The sequence below is a fragment of the Dyadobacter koreensis genome, from assembly GCF_900108855.1.
Lineage (GTDB): Bacteria > Bacteroidota > Bacteroidia > Cytophagales > Spirosomataceae > Dyadobacter > Dyadobacter koreensis.
In genome coordinates this window covers 71,603-91,354 of the sequence record NZ_FNXY01000002.1, presented here as the reverse complement: position 1 = coordinate 91,354, position 19,752 = coordinate 71,603, and the positions used below count along the sequence as shown (strand labels likewise).

At 40.8% G+C, this 19,752-nt stretch carries 11 protein-coding genes; 7 read left to right on the top strand and 4 right to left on the bottom strand.

Annotation, left to right across the window (positions count from 1 at the left end; genetic code table 11):
- The first annotated feature begins 51 nt into the window (after nt 1-51).
- A complete protein-coding gene (locus BMY70_RS05040) occupies nt 52-4,983 on the top strand; it encodes a translocation/assembly module TamB domain-containing protein (RefSeq protein ID WP_090332888.1) in 4,932 nt (1,643 codons plus the stop codon).
- Nucleotides 4,973-7,426, top strand: coding sequence for a translocation and assembly module lipoprotein TamL (gene tamL / locus BMY70_RS05035; protein ID WP_090332885.1), 2,454 nt, complete (start codon nt 4,973-4,975; stop codon nt 7,424-7,426). Before BMY70_RS05040 ends, tamL begins: the two co-directional genes overlap by 11 nt.
- A 19-nt stretch (nt 7,427-7,445) precedes the next feature.
- Here the strand turns inward: tamL and mce are convergent, their stop codons facing one another.
- Together mce and rsgA are read right to left on the bottom strand one after the other, a co-directional pair.
- Entirely contained in the window at nt 7,446-7,859 is a 414-nt protein-coding gene (gene mce, locus BMY70_RS05030; protein WP_090332882.1) for a methylmalonyl-CoA epimerase, read from the bottom strand.
- Between the two features lie 19 nt (nt 7,860-7,878).
- A complete protein-coding gene (gene rsgA / locus BMY70_RS05025) occupies nt 7,879-8,814 on the bottom strand; it encodes a ribosome small subunit-dependent GTPase A (protein WP_090332879.1) in 936 nt (311 codons plus the stop codon).
- Between the two features lie 292 nt (nt 8,815-9,106).
- Here rsgA and BMY70_RS05020 point away from each other — a divergent pair, with 292 nt between their 5' ends.
- Nucleotides 9,107-10,339 carry an ROK family transcriptional regulator gene (locus BMY70_RS05020; RefSeq protein ID WP_090332876.1) on the top strand — a complete coding sequence of 411 codons (1,233 nt, stop codon included), beginning with the start codon at nt 9,107-9,109 and terminating at the stop codon, nt 10,337-10,339.
- 47 nt (nt 10,340-10,386) lie between these two features.
- On the opposite strand, the gene BMY70_RS05015 is transcribed toward BMY70_RS05020, so the two are convergent.
- Nucleotides 10,387-11,628 (bottom strand): 3-deoxy-D-manno-octulosonic acid transferase, encoded by a 1,242-nt coding sequence (locus tag BMY70_RS05015; protein WP_229209490.1) that lies wholly within the window; start codon nt 11,626-11,628, stop codon nt 10,387-10,389.
- 278 nt (nt 11,629-11,906) lie between these two features.
- On the opposite strand from BMY70_RS05015, the gene BMY70_RS05010 reads away from it, so the two are divergent.
- The 4 genes from BMY70_RS05010 (at nt 11,907) to BMY70_RS04995 (ending at nt 16,503) form a co-directional block, all read left to right on the top strand.
- Nucleotides 11,907-12,701, top strand: coding sequence for a hypothetical protein (locus BMY70_RS05010; protein WP_229209489.1), 795 nt, complete (start codon nt 11,907-11,909; stop codon nt 12,699-12,701).
- Nucleotides 12,702-12,774: 73 nt separating this feature from the next.
- A complete protein-coding gene (lipA, locus tag BMY70_RS05005; RefSeq protein WP_090332867.1) occupies nt 12,775-13,653 on the top strand; it encodes a lipoyl synthase in 879 nt (292 codons plus the stop codon).
- 240 nt (nt 13,654-13,893) lie between these two features.
- Nucleotides 13,894-15,174 (top strand): methionine adenosyltransferase, encoded by a 1,281-nt coding sequence (metK, locus tag BMY70_RS05000; RefSeq protein WP_090332864.1) that lies wholly within the window; start codon nt 13,894-13,896, stop codon nt 15,172-15,174.
- A 231-nt stretch (nt 15,175-15,405) separates the two neighbouring features.
- Complete coding sequence (locus BMY70_RS04995; protein WP_090334711.1) at nt 15,406-16,503, top strand: fatty acid desaturase family protein; 1,098 nt, start codon at nt 15,406-15,408, stop codon at nt 16,501-16,503.
- Between the two features lie 116 nt (nt 16,504-16,619).
- Here BMY70_RS04995 and BMY70_RS04990 read toward each other — a convergent pair whose 3' ends face one another.
- Nucleotides 16,620-19,736, bottom strand: a complete 3,117-nt coding sequence (locus BMY70_RS04990; protein ID WP_090332861.1) for an efflux RND transporter permease subunit — start codon at nt 19,734-19,736, stop codon at nt 16,620-16,622.
- Nucleotides 19,737-19,752 lie beyond the last annotated feature (16 nt).

Sequence of the window (19,752 nt, the reverse complement as noted above, 5' to 3'; positions counted from 1 at the left end):
GAAAACTTCACCCATCCTGATTCCTTGAAATGGATGGAATAACTCGATAGAATGAAGAAAGCACTTAAAGTATTAGCTATAATCGTACTGACAGTTTTAATCCTGATTGGTGTTTTGATTTGGGGAATTCAAACTCCCGCGGGACAAAATTTCCTTACCGCACAAGCAAATACTTATTTGCGCAAAAAACTTAAAACTAAACTCAATGTTGAAAAAATACGCTTCGATGTTCCTGACTGGATTGTCTTAGAAGGCGTTTTCTTTGCCGATCAAAAAGGCGACACACTCGTTTCAGGTAAAATGCTGCGTGTCGATTTGGATATGTATTCGTTAATCAAAGGAAATGTTGGAATCAACAAAATTGAGTTAGAAGGGGCTGTGGCCAATATTTCACGAACCTTACCTGATACTGTTTTTAATTTTCAATTTATCGCTGACGCATTTGCAAGTTCAGACCCTGCTGCTCCTGTTGACACAACAGCAGCGCCGATGGAAATGCGTCTTGACAGAATATTGTTGAAACAAGTTCGTCTTTCATATAAGGATGCAGTAATTGGTACCGATGCAGACGCAAATATCGATTCTGCCAACGTGCAGTTTGATAAATTCAATCCTTCATTGTCACAATATCATCCGACAAAAATTGCTTTATACAATAGTGCTGCGAAACTCAGGATGTACCAGGCATTAAAGGTTGATACGACCGAAAGTGCCTCAAATCCTGCAGATTCTCTGGATCTGAAGCTGAGCGATATTGATATTAATAATTTCAATTGGGTTTTTACAGATGAAACTTCCGGACTAAATAACGGCATAACTGTTGGTCAGTTAAAAGGAAAAATAAATAGCATATATCTGGGTAGTCAACGTGTTAATGTTGAAAGTGTTTTGGTTGAAAACATGACCGCCTACGCAGAATTTGCAAAAAAAGAAGCTGCAAAAACAAGTCCTCCTGATACCAAAGCGGAGTCAACGGAAACACCTGGCTGGTTTGCAGTTGTGAAAGATATCCAGTTGGTTAATAATAGCCTGCGTTATGATGACTTCAATTCAAAACCGATTCCGAAAGGTCTTGACTATGCTCACCTGAACGTCAAAAAACTAAATGTTGATTTGAAGGATTTCCTTTTTTCGACAGACAATATCACCGGAAAATTAAAGAAAGGATCTTTTGAAGAAAAAAGTGGCTTCAAACTTCTAACACTTCAAACCGATTTCGGCTACGGCGCGAAACAGACATATCTTCGCAACCTTCTTGTAAAAACGCCAAAGACGACACTTCGTGATGAATTAACGCTTCGTTATAACAGTATTGATGACCTGACAAAAAATTTGCCTGATGTCAAAATACGTTTAAGCCTTAAAGATACAAGGCTTGCCTTTTCTGATATTTTATTACTTGTCCCCGATCTTTCAACAACGCCGCCTTTCAACAAAGAACCAAATGGAATGGTGGAAGGATCTGGTTTGGTGACCGGCAGTGTTGACGATATGCTGATTTCCAAAGCCCGTTTCAGTATGCTTGATGGAACCGTCCTGAGTCTGGATGGTCGCATCAAAGGTTTACCCGATGCCAACAAATTATCGGCAGATATGACAATCAATGAATTGTCATCTACAAAAGCTGATTTGATGAAAATGCTTCCTGACAGTGCAGTTCCTTCCAGCATTGAACTTCCTGAACAGATCAAGATTTCAGGCAAGGTCAATGGATCGATGGAGAATCTTACGATGACCACGACCATCGCTACTTCTTTTGGAAATGGAACATTTGATGGAAATCTTCAGAATATTACCGATAGCATCAGAGCACAATACGATGGAACGCTGAGTTTTACAGATTTCGATATGGGGAAAATGTTGAAACAGCCTCCGCAAGAACTCGGAAAACTAACGTTGTCTACCAAGCTTGAAGGAATTGGTTATACACCGTCGAGAATGAAAGCTAATCTGGACGGGACAATCCAAAGCGCCGATATCAAAGGTTACATCTATAAAAATTTAGTATTAAAAGGAGACATTGATCATAATCTGGCACATGTAACAGCTGATATAAAAGATCAAAATATTGATTTATCGTTAAAAGGAGAAGCGGACCTTTCGAAGGATTTCCCGAGTGTGCTGGGTGAGGCAAACATTGACAACCTGAATTTGACGGCGCTGCATTTATACAATGATTCCTTGCAGGTCAAAGGCAAAATTAAGATTGATATGCCTTCGACAAATCCTGAAAATCCTCTTGGAACTGTCTCCGTAAATGATTTTGTCATGACCCACCACAAAAGGCCGGTCAGTATTTCTGAGATGACGGTTCAATTAAGCGATACTGCCGGCAACAAGAGAGCAACAATCGCGTCTCCTTTTTTAAATGCGAAGATGGAAGGTGATTTTGTGTACACTGAAATTGCAGATGCTATTTTCACCGAGACCAGCAAACACTTTGCCGTTCCTGGCTTGACTTACAATCCAGTTACCAAACCAGTTAATTTTACGCTTGATGCTACTGTAACGAATCATCCGTTATTCAAAATATTTGCTCCGCAGCTGACAGAATTAAAGCCTGTTCAACTTCATGCGAAGCTGAATAATCAGCAGGATTCTTCACTGGTTGCCAATCTTAGTATTCCTTTGGTTGAATATGACAGCATCCATACCGAACGCATTTTGGTAAACCTGAGCAGCGTGGAAGAAAAAGCAGTCATGACAGCAAATATAGGAAATTTGCAAACGGGAGGTTTCCGAATGCAGAATGCTGGTTTGACTACGGACATTGCAAAAAACGATATCAAGTTTAATTTTATCGTTAAAGATTCTGTAAATACAGATCGTCATGGGATCAATGGAGATTTGGCACTGGTTGATAACCGCTATCAGTTACGTCTGCGCGAGGGGTTGCTGATTGACTATCGGAAATGGGCTACAGATTCAGAAGGTTATATCCAATATGCACCAGATAGTGTTCTTGTAAAAAACTTCGTAATTCGTCAGGATTATCAATCAATATCTATCAATTCATCGACGGACCAACCTAACAGTCCTTTGGATATCGTCGCCGACAGTATTTCTATCGGTCCGTTTGCGGCATTGGTTACGCGTGATTCAACGATGGCTTCGGGTACATTAAGTGGAAAAATCAAGTTAAGTAATTATATGACGTCGCCAGTTTATACGGGCCGTCTCGACATCAATAATTTTGCATTTACAAAAATCCCAATAGGGAACTTATCGATTCGATCAACAAATGAAACCGAAGACCGGATTCGTGTAGGTGTTAATTTGATCAGCGACAAAAATGATATGCGCCTTTACGGAAGCTATCGTTTGAAAGAAGAAGAGCCGCTGAATTTTACATTAGACATGAAAAAATTCGGTGCAGAGACCATCGAGGCATTTAGTTTTGGGCAGTTGAAGCGGGCAACAGGAAATCTTTCAGGCAAGCTAGCCATTACCGGATCAACCGATAGTCCGAAACTAAACGGAAATATGGGGTTTGATGATGTTGCCTTCAATGTCACACAGCTCGGTACCCGTTATTCATTGACAAACCAAAAACTTCAATTCGCAGATCAGCGGATCAACTTCAATAATTTTACTGTTGCCGATTCGCTCAATCAGCAATTGAAAGTTAATGGAAACGTCAACATCTCAACACTTCCGGATGTTGCTTATGATTTGAAAATAGACGCAAAGAACTTCACCGTTCTTAATTCCACGCAGAAAGAAAATGATCTTTTCTATGGTAAGGCGCTGATCGATGCTAACCTGACCGTAAAAGGAAAAGGAAGCAGATCCGTTGTGGACGGAAATGTGAAAGTTGATCCTGAGAGTAATGTAACTGTGGTGATGTCAAACAGCGTTTCCGAAGCAGGAGACGCGAGCAAAGGCGTGATCGAATTCGTTGACATGAGCGATTCTACACAAGTTGCGAAAGTGGATTCTGCTGAAACTGCGGCACAGATCATGGTTGACTTTGCTTCTCAAATCTCTCTCGACATTGACGTTGACGATAAATCTGAATTTAAGGTTGTTATCGATGAATTAAATGGGGACAACATTCAACTCAGAGGTAATGCAAAATTAAACACCGGTATCGCGCCGAACGGGCAGCTTTATTTAATCGGTGCTTATGATGTGACCCAGGGCTCCTACGATTTGACACTGCAAATTCTGAAAAGAAATTTTGAGATCAGAAAGGGAAGCAGTCTGATTTGGACCGGCGACCCAATGAAAGCTGATTTAAATATTACAGCAGTTTACCCGGTTATGGTAGATCCGGGATCAATCGACAACAATTACCGGGGAGATCGCAAGATTCCGATTGAAGTTCAAATCATCATTACCGGAAACTTGTCTTCGCCAAATATCACCTTCAATGTGGAACCTGGTGCGGAAGTTTCCGAGAATGTCAAAAAAGATATATCCGATCAGACATTCTGGAATGATATGAAAAACAATCCTTCCGAAATGAACAAACAGGCCTTTGCATTATTGATCACCAATAAATTCATCACCGACCAGGCTTCTTCAGGCTTTAATATCGGATCGAGCGCAGAACAGATAGCTCGCCAAAGTGTGAGCCAGTTATTAAGCGATCAGCTTAATAACCTTGCGGGTGATCTGGTAAAAGGCGTGAATCTGGACTTAAATCTTAACTCTTCAACCGATCAGGTTGCAGGTTCGAGAACTGATCTGAATGTAGGTTTGAGCAAAGCATTCCTCGGAGACAGGTTAAAAATATCAGTGGGTAAAAACTTCGAATTGGAAAGTAAATCTCAGACGCCTAGTTCATCGGAAGTATTTGACAACATAGCACTCGATTATTCGCTAAGCAAAGACGGTAGGTATTTATTCCGGGGGTATAGAAAAAACCAATATCAGTCGATTCTGGAAGGGTTTATTGTAGAAACAGGAGTGAGTTTTATTATAACGGCAGATTACGATTTGTTCCGTGAAATTTTTCAAAAGCAAAAAAATGAAGATTAATACTTTAGCCATCTTTGTGATATGTATCCTGCTGGGTAGCTGCTCAGTAAGAAAGTACGTCCCGGCTGGCCAAAGCCTGTATGTTGGGAACACTGTAAAAGTAACGCCGGATTCACTGACCAAACCGAAAGTCGGGGAGTTGGAAACGAGCCTTGAAGGAATTATAAAACCTCCGCCAAATAAAACACTTTTTGGCTTTCCCTGGAAAGTCTGGTTTTATTACTGGATCGGTGAACCAAAGGACGAAGGTGGTCTGCGCAGCTGGTTCAGGAAAAAATTGGGACAACCGCCTGTATATGCCAATCAGAGAATTGTAGACATCAATGCGACGAATATGGTTGGGTTTATGGACAATGAAGGGTATTATAAGTCTTCTGCAAAAGGGAAATTAAAACTTAACGAAAAGAAACGAACGGCAATTGCTGAGTATGAAGCGTATGTAATGCCCCGCTATTTTATTAACGAGATCAACTTTGTTGTGCCGGATAGCGCGCAGTTCAATAAAGATCTTGTGCGCACAAAAAAGGATACCTATCTAAGAAAAGGCGATCCGATACGTCTGGATGTAGTTACGTCAGAGCGTTCACGGATTGAGCAGCTATTAAAAGGCAAGGGATATTATTATTTCAATCCTGATTATCTGATCATGCGCGTGGATTCCACAATTGGCAAGCAGGATTCGACGTTGGCCCCTCAGCAGGTTAACTTATATCTGGAAGTAAAAAAAGAAACCGCCCAGACAGCTTTAAAGCAATATTATATTAACAACATTTTTGTCAACACCGGAACAAATGAAGACAAAAGTGCAGATAGTGCAACAAACAGAGGCCCTGCAAGAAGAGGGCTGAACATTAACGATCCTGGAAAACTCTACAAACGCCGGATATTTTATGATGCAATTGCCTTTCGAAAAGGGAATCTTTACACGAATACGCAGCAGGATCTTTCTGTAACCCGGCTGGTTAACTTTCAGAATTTCAAATTTGTAAAAAACAGTTTCGAACTGGTTCCACGATCAGATTCGGCCATGTTGAATGTGTATTATAATCTTGCGCCTTTAAAGAAAAAGTCGCTTCAAACGGTATTAAGTGCCAGTACTAAATCAAACAACCTGGGCGGATCAGAACTAAGAGTCAATCTTAAAAACAGAAATTTTTTAAGAGGCGGTGAGATCTTGACATTCAGTCCTTATTTCGGATTTGACGTACAGTTAGGTGGAAATCGGGTAGAAAATCCTGGCAGAGTAGGAAATGAATATGTAAGGTATGGAGCAATTGCCAGCCTTTCGTTTCCAAGATTTGTTATTCCATTCGTTAAAATCCGCCCTGAAAGAAGCCAGGTTTTGCCGAAAACTATAATGGCACTAACTTATGAAAACAGGATTCAGAGAGGTTTCTACACGACGCGGTCGATTCGCTTTGATTATTCTTATGTATGGAGTAAAAATTCAAGATTAGAACATAATTTAACTCCGATCGCCCTTAATTTTATTGAGCCGCGAAATGTTGATCCCTTAAAATATGAGGAAATAATTTTCAATCCGAATTTAAGTCCACTTGAAGCAAGAAGATATATTGACCTGATTGAAACAAAGTATTTCATTATGGGTTCTAATTATTCTGTTTCATACAGACCGACACCAAGACCTTTTAGCAAAAACCAGTTTGTAATGCTGGGAGGGATCGATTATGGTGGGAATTTATTGAGTTTACTCGGAAAGAGACCAAAATCAGATACTATGGCAAATCCAGCCAAAGAACTTTTTGGTGTACCAATCTTACAATTCGTCAAACTGGACGGAGATATTCGATATTACAGGACGATCAACTCCAGAATAAAATGGGCGAATCGTCTTCTGGCCGGCGTCGGTATTCCATTTGGAAATTCCAGAACAATGCAAATGCCTCAGTTCAAGCAATATTTCGGCGGTGGAAGTACAGGACTTCGTGCATTTCGGGCCCGGGCTCTGGGTCCTGGTGCTTATAACCAGGACACATCTTCGATCCGACTTTTCGGGTATCAGGCATTTGGAGATATCAGACTGGAAGCTAATTCTGAGGTACGGGTGAAATTTACGGATATTATTGGCGGAGCGGTTTTTGTCGATGCCGGAAATATCTGGTCATATCGAGGTGATGCCTCGGAAGGTTATGGCCCTGAATCTGTTTTCAAGAAAAATTTCTTAAACCAGGTTGCAGTAGGAGGTGGTATAGGCCTCCGTCTGGATTTCTCATTCCTCGTTTTCCGTCTGGATCTGGCCACACCTTTCAGAAAGCCATGGTATACGGTGACCCCAGTTGATACGGATCCGAATGCACCTTTTGATCCAGATGCGCCAGTCAAATACAAAAATCCATGGGTGTTCAACGAAATCAATTTTGGAAGCAGGGCTTGGAGAAAAGAGAATCTGGTCTTGAATATTGCTGTGGGACTTCCATTCTAACCTAAATAAAAAAGCCGGATTAAGAATCCGGCTTTTTTATTTCTTGGCAAAGTTCTATCAGTACTCCATTTGTTCCTTTTGGATGAATAAAACATACCAGTTTGTTATCGGCTCCCTGCTTAGGAAATTCGTTTAGCAAAGTAAATCCTTCGTTTTTCAGCCGACCCATTTCTGAGAGGATATCGTCCACTTCAAAAGCCACGTGATGAAAGCCCTCTCCTTTTTTTTCGATGAATTTAGCAATCGCACTTTCAGCACCAGTCGCCTTCAGCAATTCTATTTTCGTCTGATTTATTTTAAAAAATGATGTTTCAACGGATTCAGAAGCTATCGTTTCTTTTTTATAAGGCTGACTGTTAAACAGAGTGCTGAATAATTTTTCAGCCGCTTCAAGATCTCTGACTGCTATTCCGATATGTTCTACATTTTTCATGCCCCGGAGGTTTTGGATTTCATCTTCGGTTATCTCCTCCCCCAACCATACTCAAATAACTTTCATAACGGCTAAAAGCAATCTCTCCGTCACTTACAGCATCCTTAATTGCGCAACCGGGCTCGTTGATGTGCTGACAATTATTGAAGCGGCATTCATTCAATCGTTCGCGCATTTCAGGAAAATAGTGACTGATTTCTTCCGGTTTCATATCTGATAATCCGAGCTCTTTAATTCCCGGCGAATCGATGATAAATGTTCCCGGTTCTAATTCAAACATTTCTGCGAAGGTTGTGGTATGAACCCCCTTATTTGCAAATGTTGAAACTTCCTGGGTTTTAATATCCAGAGCAGGCGCAATCGTGTTTACCAAAGTTGATTTCCCGACACCGGAATGGCCTGACAAAAGCGAAACCTTTCCTCTCAAAAGCTGTCTGAAATCTTCGAGTCCTTCGCCGGTCACCGCCGTTGTCGCCATACAGGTATAACCCAGACTGGAATACAGATCCATCAGCTGGGTTTGAAACTCTTTGATCTCATCATTCAAAAGATCCTGTTTATTGAAAATGATTACGCCCGGTATCCTGAATGATTCAATAGCAACTAGAAATCTGTCGATAAAACCAAGTGACGTTCTGGGAAAAACCAAGGTTGCGATCAGGATCGCCTGATCAACATTAGCTGCAATTAAATGCGAATGAGCCGTCTTGTGCACCGAAGCGCGGACCACATAATTAATCCTTGGTAAAATCTCGTAAATAATTCCTGAATTCTGATTTTCGTCTTCGATTTCAAAACGCACAAAATCTCCAACCGCGATCGGGTTCGTTACTTTCAACCCCATCGTCTTAAATTTTCCCTTCAACCGGCATTGCCAGATATGTCCGTCGCGATCGTCCCGGACTTCGTACCAGGAACCTGTTGAGCGAATCACTAATCCTTTTTCAAACTCCATTCGAACTGTTTCAATAACTTATATAATAACGAATATAACAGAACTTTTAGGGTTGTCGGACGTGATATAGAAATTATTGTAAAAAGGTTGTCAGACTTAAAGTAGTTTTTTTGTAATCGGTGACTTTACCTACTATCTTGATATAGTATTAACAAATTGAAAATAATATATTAAGTTTTTTTAATAAAATAGGTTGACTTAGTATATTATTTTATATATTAGTCCCTGACTATCATTTTAATTGGCCGGTAATAGTCTAAACCCCTAAATCGCCACATGTTTTAACTATGCTATGAATTCTGCTGTTGAGGAGCCAAATTCCGTAATTGATATTAGAAAAAACCGTCTTAGAAGTAATCTCCTTTTAGAGTTATACCAATCAGGGGACACCTCCATTAATAAAATGGCCCGTTTGTTTCACGCCAGTATTCCTTCTGCAACGGGTATTGTGAACGAACTTATTCGCGAAGGCTGGATCACCGAAAGCGGGACAGGCCCGGCAAGAGCAGGCCGCCCCCCGGTTTTATATGGGTTAAACAGTAAAAAATATCTGACACTGATCATGGATATAAACCGCCATGATACGCATCTGGTTATTTTTGATTTACATAATCAGATTATCGTAAAGCGCAAAGTTGATATCCGACTCGATGATTCTTCAAGTTTTCTGGAAGAACTGTTTAAAGAAACAGATATCTTTCTCAAATTCCACGACATACCCCGTGAAAAACTCTGGGGAATCGGCGTTTCAATGCCTGGTTTGATCAACGCGACACAAGGAATAAATCTTACGTATCTGAACCTTACACCTCCCGGCGTTCCGCTGTCAACCTATTTACGTGATCATTTTAATCTGCCTGTTTGCTTATGCAATGATACCAAAGCAACCACGATTGGAGAACATCGTTTCGGTTATGCCGTTAATAAATCGCAGGTTTTAACCATAAATATTGACTGGGGAGTTGGTTTGGGAATTTTGCTGAATGGCGAAGTTTTTAACGGCGCATCCGGTTTCGCAGGTGAACTGGGTCATATTCAGGTAAAACCGGATGGCTTACTTTGTCACTGTGGTAAAATTGGCTGTCTGGATACAACTACGTCTGCAATGGCCCTGATTCGCAGAGCGAAGGAAGGAATTAATAGCGGCCAGGCGACTATACTCTCGCAACTCGTAAACCATAATCTGGATTTGCTTGAAACAAGTCATCTTATTGAAGCTGTTCATGCAGGAGATGAATTTTCGATTGACTTATTAAGCACCGTCGGAACCGAGCTAGGAAAAGGACTGGCAACAGCTGTCCATCTTTTCAATCCGGAAGTTATTATCGTAGGTGGATTATTAGCAGAAGCAGGCCCATTCATCTCAAACCCGATTGAGCAGGCGATCAATAAATATTGCTTATCTGACTTTAAAAATACACTTTCAATCCATATTTCTAAATTGGGTCCAAAAGCAAGACTATTGGGAACTCAGGCGCATTTATTTGAGCATCTGATTGTTAAGGAATTTTCTTCCTCATTATAATTTTTTAATATCCGGAAGATGAAATTCATCTTCCGGATATTAAAAAATTAGCTCAGAAGGCTTCTTACCTTTTTCATCACAATATCAGTTGCCCCGATCCTTGACGCAACATAATTTTCGCTGATCGCATCAAGTTTATTCCGGAGTTCAGTATTTGTTATCCATTCGCTGATATATCGCTTTGCTTCATCGGTATCCGCAATCGCCTTCGCACTTCCCTCTTTGATCAAATCATTTGCTTCCTGAAATTTTTGATATTTTTTATTCCCAAAAAGAATAGGCATACCAAATGTTGCAGCTTCGAGAACATTGTGTAAACCGGAACCGAATGAGCCACCTATATAACCTATATCGCCATAACGATATAAGGAAGAAAGCATTCCTATATTGTCGATGATCAAGTAATCAAAATCAGGAATTTGCGCCTCCACGTCAAACGATCTTTTATATTCTGAATACAACATCGCCGATCCTTTTAACTGCTTGCGCCAGGTTTCCATGTGGGACTTGTCAATTTCATGAGGCGCAAAAATTACTTTCAGAGGCTTTTCAATTTCATTCAGCGCAGGGATAAGTACCTGCATATCAGCCTCCCAAACGGAACCGGCAACCAGGCAGGCAGTTTCCTTTTTAAAACCTGCAATTTCAGGTAAAACTTTAATGCCCCGGGCGATAGCATAAACGCGATCAAAACGAGTATCTCCGGCAAGAGAACAATGTTTAATGCCAATGGCATTCAGCAGTTTTAGCGAAGTTTCATTTTGAACAAAAAGGTGATCAAAATAAGTGAGCATTCTCCTGTAAAATCCTCCGTAAGATTTAAAGAAAAGCTGGTTGTCACGAAATATTGTTGAAAACGAAAGAATATGAGAACCTTGTTTTTTCAATTCTGACAAATAGTTAAACCAAAACTCATATTTGATAAAAAAAGTAATTTCAGGCTGAAAGAGCGTCACAAATCTTTTCGCATTTTCGGCCGTATCAATCGGGAGGTAACAGACGTAATCTGCGCCGCCATAATTTTTCCGCACCTCGTACCCGGACGGTGAAAAGAATGTCAACAGGATAAAAAAATCCGGATACTCTTTTTTGAACGCTTCCATAACAGGCCTTCCCTGTTCAAACTCACCCAGGGAGGCAGCATGGAACCATGCCACCGGGCGACCGTTAAGCAATGTTGGGACAGTCTTTTCAAGTTTATCGAGCAGGCCATCCCGACCTGTAACGCCAAGCTTTACTTTTGAGCTGAATAAGGCTGCAAACCGCATCACCGCTAAAAAGGCGCTCATGGCCAGCTGATACAAAAATTCGGACAAAACGATTGGAATATTAAAATTTTTGACTTAAAATTATAGTAATAGGAAAGCTTTCAAGGTATTGATTTCGATAACTCTTTGACTGTGGTATCCTGTCAGAATTAATTGAACAAACAGCGCTTGAAACAGGCTTTTCAGATTCTTTTTTCGTTTAAAGAACATAAATGTACAAAAAACCGTTAATGTGGAGTTGGGATAAGATGGGATATACGATTATTTCGTAATTTCACTCCTTAATTCGCTTTTATATAGTGATCACAAAGAGATATGTTCGTGTAAATATGATTCGTGTAAAACTTTTACTTTCGATCTGTATTCTGGTTGCCTTATCCACGGATATATACGCCCAACGCAGGGCCAAAAGCGAGGATACTGAAGAGGTTTATAAATCATTTACTTCCTTTGGCCTGACAACAAATACAAACTCCGGAATTTTGGGAGGTGCCGTTTTCCGGAGATCTAATGCAATTCCGGGAAAACTATTTGGAAAAAACCAGTATCGTTATCTTGCAGTAGAATTAGTTAATGTAAGACATCCTAAGGAGCTTGCGCAAAGTTTCAACACGGGTGCCCGCTTCGTTTACGGCAAGCAAAATTATCTTTTTGTGTTACGTCCTGAATATGGAAGAGAAATAACATTATTCAATCGCCACGAGGATGAAGGAATTGCGATCAGCGCGATTGTCGCTGCCGGCCCGTCGTTGGGTTTCGAAAAACCATATATGATTCAAAGACAAGTAGCAGGCGGACAAGTTGTTACAACCCCGCTACGTGTTGATCCGAATTCTACCCAAGATCCATATGAAGGCTTCGTTGGAGTTGGAAGCTTTTTTTCTGGTTTTGGACAAAGCAAAGTTGTGCCGGGCTTGCATATAAAAACCGCACTAAGTTTCGAACTGAGCGCTTTCAGAGAAAATGTTACAGGTGTTGAAATAGGCTTTCTTGCTGAAACTTTTACCCGTAAAATTGATATTATGGCATATGCTCAGAATAAAAGCTTCTATACATCAGGCTTCATTACCTTATATTTTGGCAGCAAGAAATAAGTCGTTAAATTTATATAGTATTTCCACCAGCTTACTATCGTAGCCGGTGATTATTGACTTTGATTAGAAAATCATGATTGAACTTCCAGTAATACCTTCCGAACGAAAAAAACGCCCGGATTGGTTACGAGTAAAACTTCCGGCAGGACCAGAATTTCGTAAAGTCCGCCAGTTGGTCGACAACTATAAATTACATACGATTTGTGAGAGTGGCAGCTGCCCCAATATGGGTGAATGCTGGGGAGCCGGAACGGCAACATTTATGATTTTGGGTAATGTCTGTACGCGGAGCTGCAGTTTTTGCGCTGTGGCGACCGGCCGACCAAATGAATATGATACAGATGAACCGCGCCGTGTAGCAGAGGCAATTAAATTAATGCAGGTAAAACATGCTGTTCTTACTTCTGTTAACCGTGATGAATTAAAAGATCGTGGTGCGGAAATATGGTATCAGACGGTTGTTCAGGTGAAACAAACCACACCTGAAACGACGATTGAAACGCTGATTCCTGACGTAAAAAATAACTGGGATGCTTTGATCCATATGATCGAAGCAGGTCAGGAAGTAGTTTCTCACAACATGGAAACTGTTGAGCGCTTATACCGTGCTGTTAGGCCACAGGCCAAATATGAAAGAAGCCTGGAACAAATAAGAAGAACAAAAGAATTTGGGCAACGTACTAAATCAGGTATCATGCTTGGTTTAGGTGAAACGATGGACGAAGTATACAAAGCAATGGATGACCTGGTCGCAAACGGATTGGATATTCTTACACTTGGACAGTATCTTCAGCCGACTAAAATGCATCACGAAGTAATCGAGTGGATCACACCTGATATGTTTGATACATACAGAGAAGAAGGTCTTAAACGTGGTTTAAAATATGTCGAATCCGGTCCTTTGGTACGTTCAAGCTACCATGCAGAACGTCATGTGAATGTTCCAATTTGATTTTTTCCACTGTTAACTATTTTTTAACGAGCCTGGCCATGTTTAAGCATGACCAGGCTCGGTTGTTTATTACCTGAACCAGAGATTCTTCTACAAAATGACGTAAAACCCCTATCTTATTTATTTTTCCCGTCTTATTATTTGGTTAATGTCTTAAAAAAATTCAATTTTGTTACTCTAAAGAGAGTCCATAATTATTTAGCATAAATTAAATACAGTACATAAAACTTAGTACATACTATGCCATATCTATTTACTTCGGAGTCCGTGTCTGAAGGACATCCCGACAAAGTAGCTGACCAGATTTCAGATGCGCTTATTGACAATTTTTTAGCTTGGGATACAAACAGTAAAGTAGCCTGTGAGACTTTGGTAACGACAGGTCAAGTAGTATTGGCAGGAGAGGTTAAAACAAATACCTATCTGGATGTACAAAAAATTACGCGCGAGGTAATCCGTAAAATCGGATATACTAAAAGCGAATATATGTTTGAAGCAAATTCCTGTGGTATTTTATCGGCAATTCACGATCAGAGCGCTGACATCAACCAGGGAGTTGACCGTGCTGTTGCAAGCGAGACCTTTGAGGAAAAAGCGAATGCTCAGGGTGCTGGTGACCAGGGAATGATGTTTGGTTATGCAACACGCGAGACTGAAAACTACATGCCTCTGGCATTGGATCTTGCACATAAGATTCTTCAGGAGATGTCTTATATCCGTAACAACGAGCCTGAACTTATTCCATACCTTCGTCCTGATGCAAAATCTCAGGTAACGATTGAATATAGCGACGAAAATGTTCCTCTACGTATCGACACGATCGTTGTTTCTACACAGCATGACGATTTTGATTCAGAGGCAACGATGCTTGCCAAAATTAAAGAAGATATTATCAATATTGTGATTCCTCGTGTAAAGGCAAAATTGACAGAATCACTTCAGGAATTGTTTTCAGGAGAAATTACTTTCCACATTAACCCTACTGGTAAATTTGTTATCGGTGGTCCTCACGGTGATACTGGCCTTACGGGTCGTAAAATCATTGTGGATACGTATGGCGGAAAAGGTGCTCACGGCGGTGGTGCATTTTCAGGAAAAGATCCTTCAAAAGTTGACCGTTCTGCGGCATATGCGACACGTCATATTGCTAAAAATATGGTTGCTGCCGGACTTTGTGACGAAGTTTTAGTTCAGGTGTCCTATGCAATCGGTGTTGCTCAGCCTTGCGGTTTATATGTAAATACATATGGCACAGCGAAAGTTGAAGGACACGATGGCGAGATCGCTTCTAAAATTGAGCAGATCTTTGACTTACGTCCTTATGCAATCGAACAACGTTTGAAATTGCGTAACCCAATTTATTCTGAGACCGCTGCGTATGGCCATATGGGTCGCAAAAATGAAGTCGTTAAGAAATCATTTAAAGGTGCTGACGGAAAAGAAAAAGAAGTTGAAGTTGAGCTTTTCACTTGGGAAAAACTTGATTTTGTTGATAAAATTAAAGAGGCATTTGCTCTTTAAATTCTAATAGTTATATAAGTTACAATTAGGCCGACTCTTGGAGCCGGCCTAATTTTTTGTCAGCTTTAAGGATTTCCACATTATTTTATTATGAATTTTGCCCATTATTTAGAATAATTCTCTCGAATACTCATTTAATGTGTACTTTTAGCTAATAATCAACCCTCTTATTCGTTGTTAGGAAGTCGGATAAAAATTATTCTTCTTCTTGACCAGATCGTCATACCCTTTATGCAGTATCAGAAAATCAAGTTTACCAACAAAGAAAAATCCACTTTCTTTCCCACGCTAAGACAACGAGTTGATCTCTACTTTTCTGAAAATGATCTGTGTAAAACCGGTGGCAGTCAAATTATTTATAAGGCTTTGTTTATGTTAGGCCTTTACATTATTCCTTATTTGCTGATTCTTTCCGGGCTTTTCTCTAACCTTACAATGCTCGGACTTTCGGTTATTATGGGAATCGGTGTCGCAGGTGTAGGGATGTCAGTTATGCATGATGCCATTCACGGTTCTTTGGCAAAATCCAATGTATTAAACAAGATTTTCGGCGGGTCAATATATCTCCTGGGCGGCAATGCATATAACTGGGAAGTACAGCATAACAGACTACATCACACATACACTAACATTCACGAAGTAGACGAAGATATAACCGGCAAATTTTTGCTACGCTTATCATACCAGGAAAAACAGAAATACATTCATCGCTTTCAACATATTTACGCTTTCTTGTTGTACAGCCTGATGACGATATCTTTTCTATGGAAGGATTTCAAGGAAATATCGCTTTTCAACAAAATGTCAGAATCAGGCATGACAAAGCCATATCCGAGGAAAGAATTGATTAGATTGATCGTAAGTAAACTGGCTTACGTTTTATTTATCTGTGTGTTACCGCTTTGTTTTACCTCACTAACATTTGGAGAATGGGCCATTGGATTTATGGTAATGCATTGCACGGCCGGAATGATTTTGAGTACAGTTTTCCAGATGGCACATGTCGTGGAAGGAACAGATCAGCCTGTTCCTGATAATGCCGGAAGTGTAGAAAATGCTTGGGCAGTTCATCAACTGCAAACAACATCTAATTTTGCAGGGAAAAACAGATTTTTATCCTGGTATATAGGCGGACTGGATTATCAGATCGAACACCATCTGTTCCCTTCGATTTCCCATATTCACTATCATGCACTTTCCCCGATTGTCAGCCAGACAGCGAAGGAATTTGGATTGGACTATAATGCAAAATCGGACTTTATGAATGCATTAGGATCGCATGTACGCATGCTGCGGAAGATGGGGACAGAGCGCATTGCATTAGCTTAAAACAACACATTTGAAATTCAGGGATTAGTTTAACGATAAATCAAAAGACTATTGCCAAACTAATCTTACTAAATTTCAGTCAAAATTCATTTTGTCATCACCGGTCGAGATCGTGCCTAAACATGCGCTGTTGGCTCATCCATTTCACTTTCTCTGGCTATTTTCTCAATCATCTTCATCTTGTTCAAATCCTTTTCTTTTGATAGGAACGTATACATCGCAGGAATAACGTAAAGCGTCAGTACCAGAGAGAATAGCAGACCGCCCATAATTACGATACCCATAGACATCCGGCTTCTGCCTGCCGAACCCAGCGCCATGGCAATGGGTAAAGCACCAAGGATCGTCGCAAGACTTGTCATCAGAATAGGCCGAAAACGGAGTGTGGCAGCTTCCAGGGCGGCTTCTTTTACCCCCAGGCCGGTTTCCCGTAGCTGATTGGCAAACTCGACAATCAAGATTCCATTTTTTGTCACCAGACCAATAAGCATGATCATTCCGATCTGGCTGAAAATATTCAAAGTTTGATTAAAATACCATAATGAGAATACCGCGCCGCCAATAGCGAGTGGTACTGTGATCATGATAATGAAGGGATCTATAAAACTTTCAAATTGCGCGGCCAGGATGAAATATATCAACACAAGGGCAAGGAAAAACGAGAACATCGTATTGGACGAACTTTCAGCATAATCCCGCGAAGAACCACTTAAAGACGTCTGAATTGCCTCATCTTTTAGTTTATCTCTTATTTTATCCATAGCCGCAATTCCATCGCCGATCGTTTTCCCGGGTGCCAGTGAGGCTTGTACAGTTGCGCTCATATACCGGTTGAAGTGAAAAAGCTGTGGCGGACTACTCTCCTCCACTGTTTTGACAATATTATCTAACTGAATCAAACTACCGTTACTGCTTCTTACAAACATACTTTTCAGATCAAGCGGCTCGTCCCGATTGACACGATCGTACTGGCCGATTACCTGATATTGTCTTCCGTTCATTGTAAAATATCCGAAACGTTGTCCGGCAAATGCAAATTGCATCGTTTGAGCGACGTCCTGAACAGAAATACCCAACGACTTTGCCTTTTCCCGATCAATCATGATCTGCAATTCGGGTTTACTGAATTTTAGGTTAACATCTGTGATCGCAAACGTTGGATCAGCAGAAGCCTCCTCCATAAATTTGGGCAGATATTCGCGTAATTTCTCAAAGTCAGGGGCCTGGACCACATACTGAACAGGCAAACCTCCCCTTGAATCCACAGCAATCGTCTGCTGCTGCACGATAAAAGATTTTGCATCAGGAAAGCGTTTGAGTTGTTTTGTTATATAATCAGCAATTTCCTGCTGAGACTCTTTGCGTTCCATCCTGTCCGTCAAGGCAATTCTCCCACTTCCCGTATTGGCTGCGCCAAGACCTGAGTTCCCGGGTGAAGTAATTAACATCAAACCCTTTTTCCCAGGCATGGAATCCATTAGCATCTGCCCTACATTCTGAACGTAGTTATCTGTGAATTCAAAGGAAGACCCTTCCGGCGCAGTCATCTGGATCCGAAACCAGTTCCGGTCGTCCAAAGGCGCTAGTTCTGATTGCAGATCTTTCCCAAAAAACCAGATCATTCCAAGTGTCAAGAAAATAAGAGGAATCGCCACCCATCTCACTTTTAAAAACGACCCTAATGCTTCGCCGTAACTATTGGTCATGTTGACGAAAAACGGTTCAGTTTTTTCATAAAACCAGCTTTTCTTATGCGTCTTACGAACAAGATAGGCATTCAGCATCGGCGTCAGCGTTAGCGACACAAACGCCGAAACAAGTACAGCTGCGGAAATAACGATACCAAATTCCCTGAATAATTTACCGACAAACCCCTGCATAAAAATTACCGGCAAAAAAACAGAAGCCAATGTAATTGAAGTTGATAAAACTGCGAAAATAATTTCGTTTGATCCCTTGATGGCCGCTTCGATCGGCCCCATCCCCTCTTCTATTTTTTTAAATATATTTTCCGTGACCACAATACCATCATCGACTACCAGACCAGTTGCCAAAACAATCGCCAGCAACGTGAGTACGTTAATGGAGAAGCCCATAATATACATAATGAAAAATGTCCCGATCAGCGAAACAGGGATATCGATCAGCGGGCGGAATGCGATCAGCCAGTCGCGGAAGAATAAGTAAATGATGATCACAACCAGTACAATCGCAATCAGCAAAGTTTCCCCGACTTCTTCAATCGAACGTTTTACAAAAATGGTATTATCGATCAATGTTCCGAGTTCATAATCTTTCGGCAGTTCCTTTTTTATTTCTGCCAGTCGTTTATTTACTTCCTCCGAAATATTGATATAATTTGCTCCGGGCATCGGCGAAATCGCAAGACCGATCATGGGTACATTGTCCAATCTTAAAACAGTTTCCTCATTTTCCGGCCCTAGCTGCGCATAACCAATATCCTTCAAATGAATCGTTTGCGTCGTTGTATTTTTAACGATCATATCGTTAAAGTCATCTTCGGTTCTGAAACGCCCGACCGTTTTAACCGTTAATTCTGTATTGTCACCTGCAAGTTTCCCACTTGGAAGTTCGACATTTTCTTTATCCAGAGCCGACTTCACATCTTGCGTTGTTACACCAAGAGAAGCCATTTTTACAGGATCCATCCAGATACGCATCGCATATTTTTTCTGCCCGAATATGCGGATTTCGCTCACACCTTCGATCGTTTGCAGACGCTGGGCAATGACGTTTTCAGCATAATCACTGACTTCAAGATGTGATCTCGTATTACTTTTAAAGGTTAATACAATGATTGGCTCGGAGTTGGCATCTGCCTTGCTGACGACAGGCGGACCGTCGATATCCAGAGGCAGAGTACGGGAAGCAGATCCTACTTTATCGCGCACGTCATTCGCAGCACGCTCCATATCAACGCCAATATCAAATTCTACTGTGATCTGACTTGTTCCCTGGCTGCTTGTTGAATTGATGGATTTGATACCTTCAATACTATTGAGCTGTTTTTCTAGTGGTTCAGTAATTTGTGATTCGATAATATCCGCATTGGCCCCTGTATAGCTCGTACGAATCGAAACCACCGGCGGATCAATCGAAGGAAATTCCCTCATTCCCAGAAATTTGTAACCAAGAAAACCAAAAAGTATGATGAGCAAATTCATCACAATGGCTAAAACCGGTCGCTTGATGGAAAGCGTTGAAATACTCATAAGTTAATTTTATTTG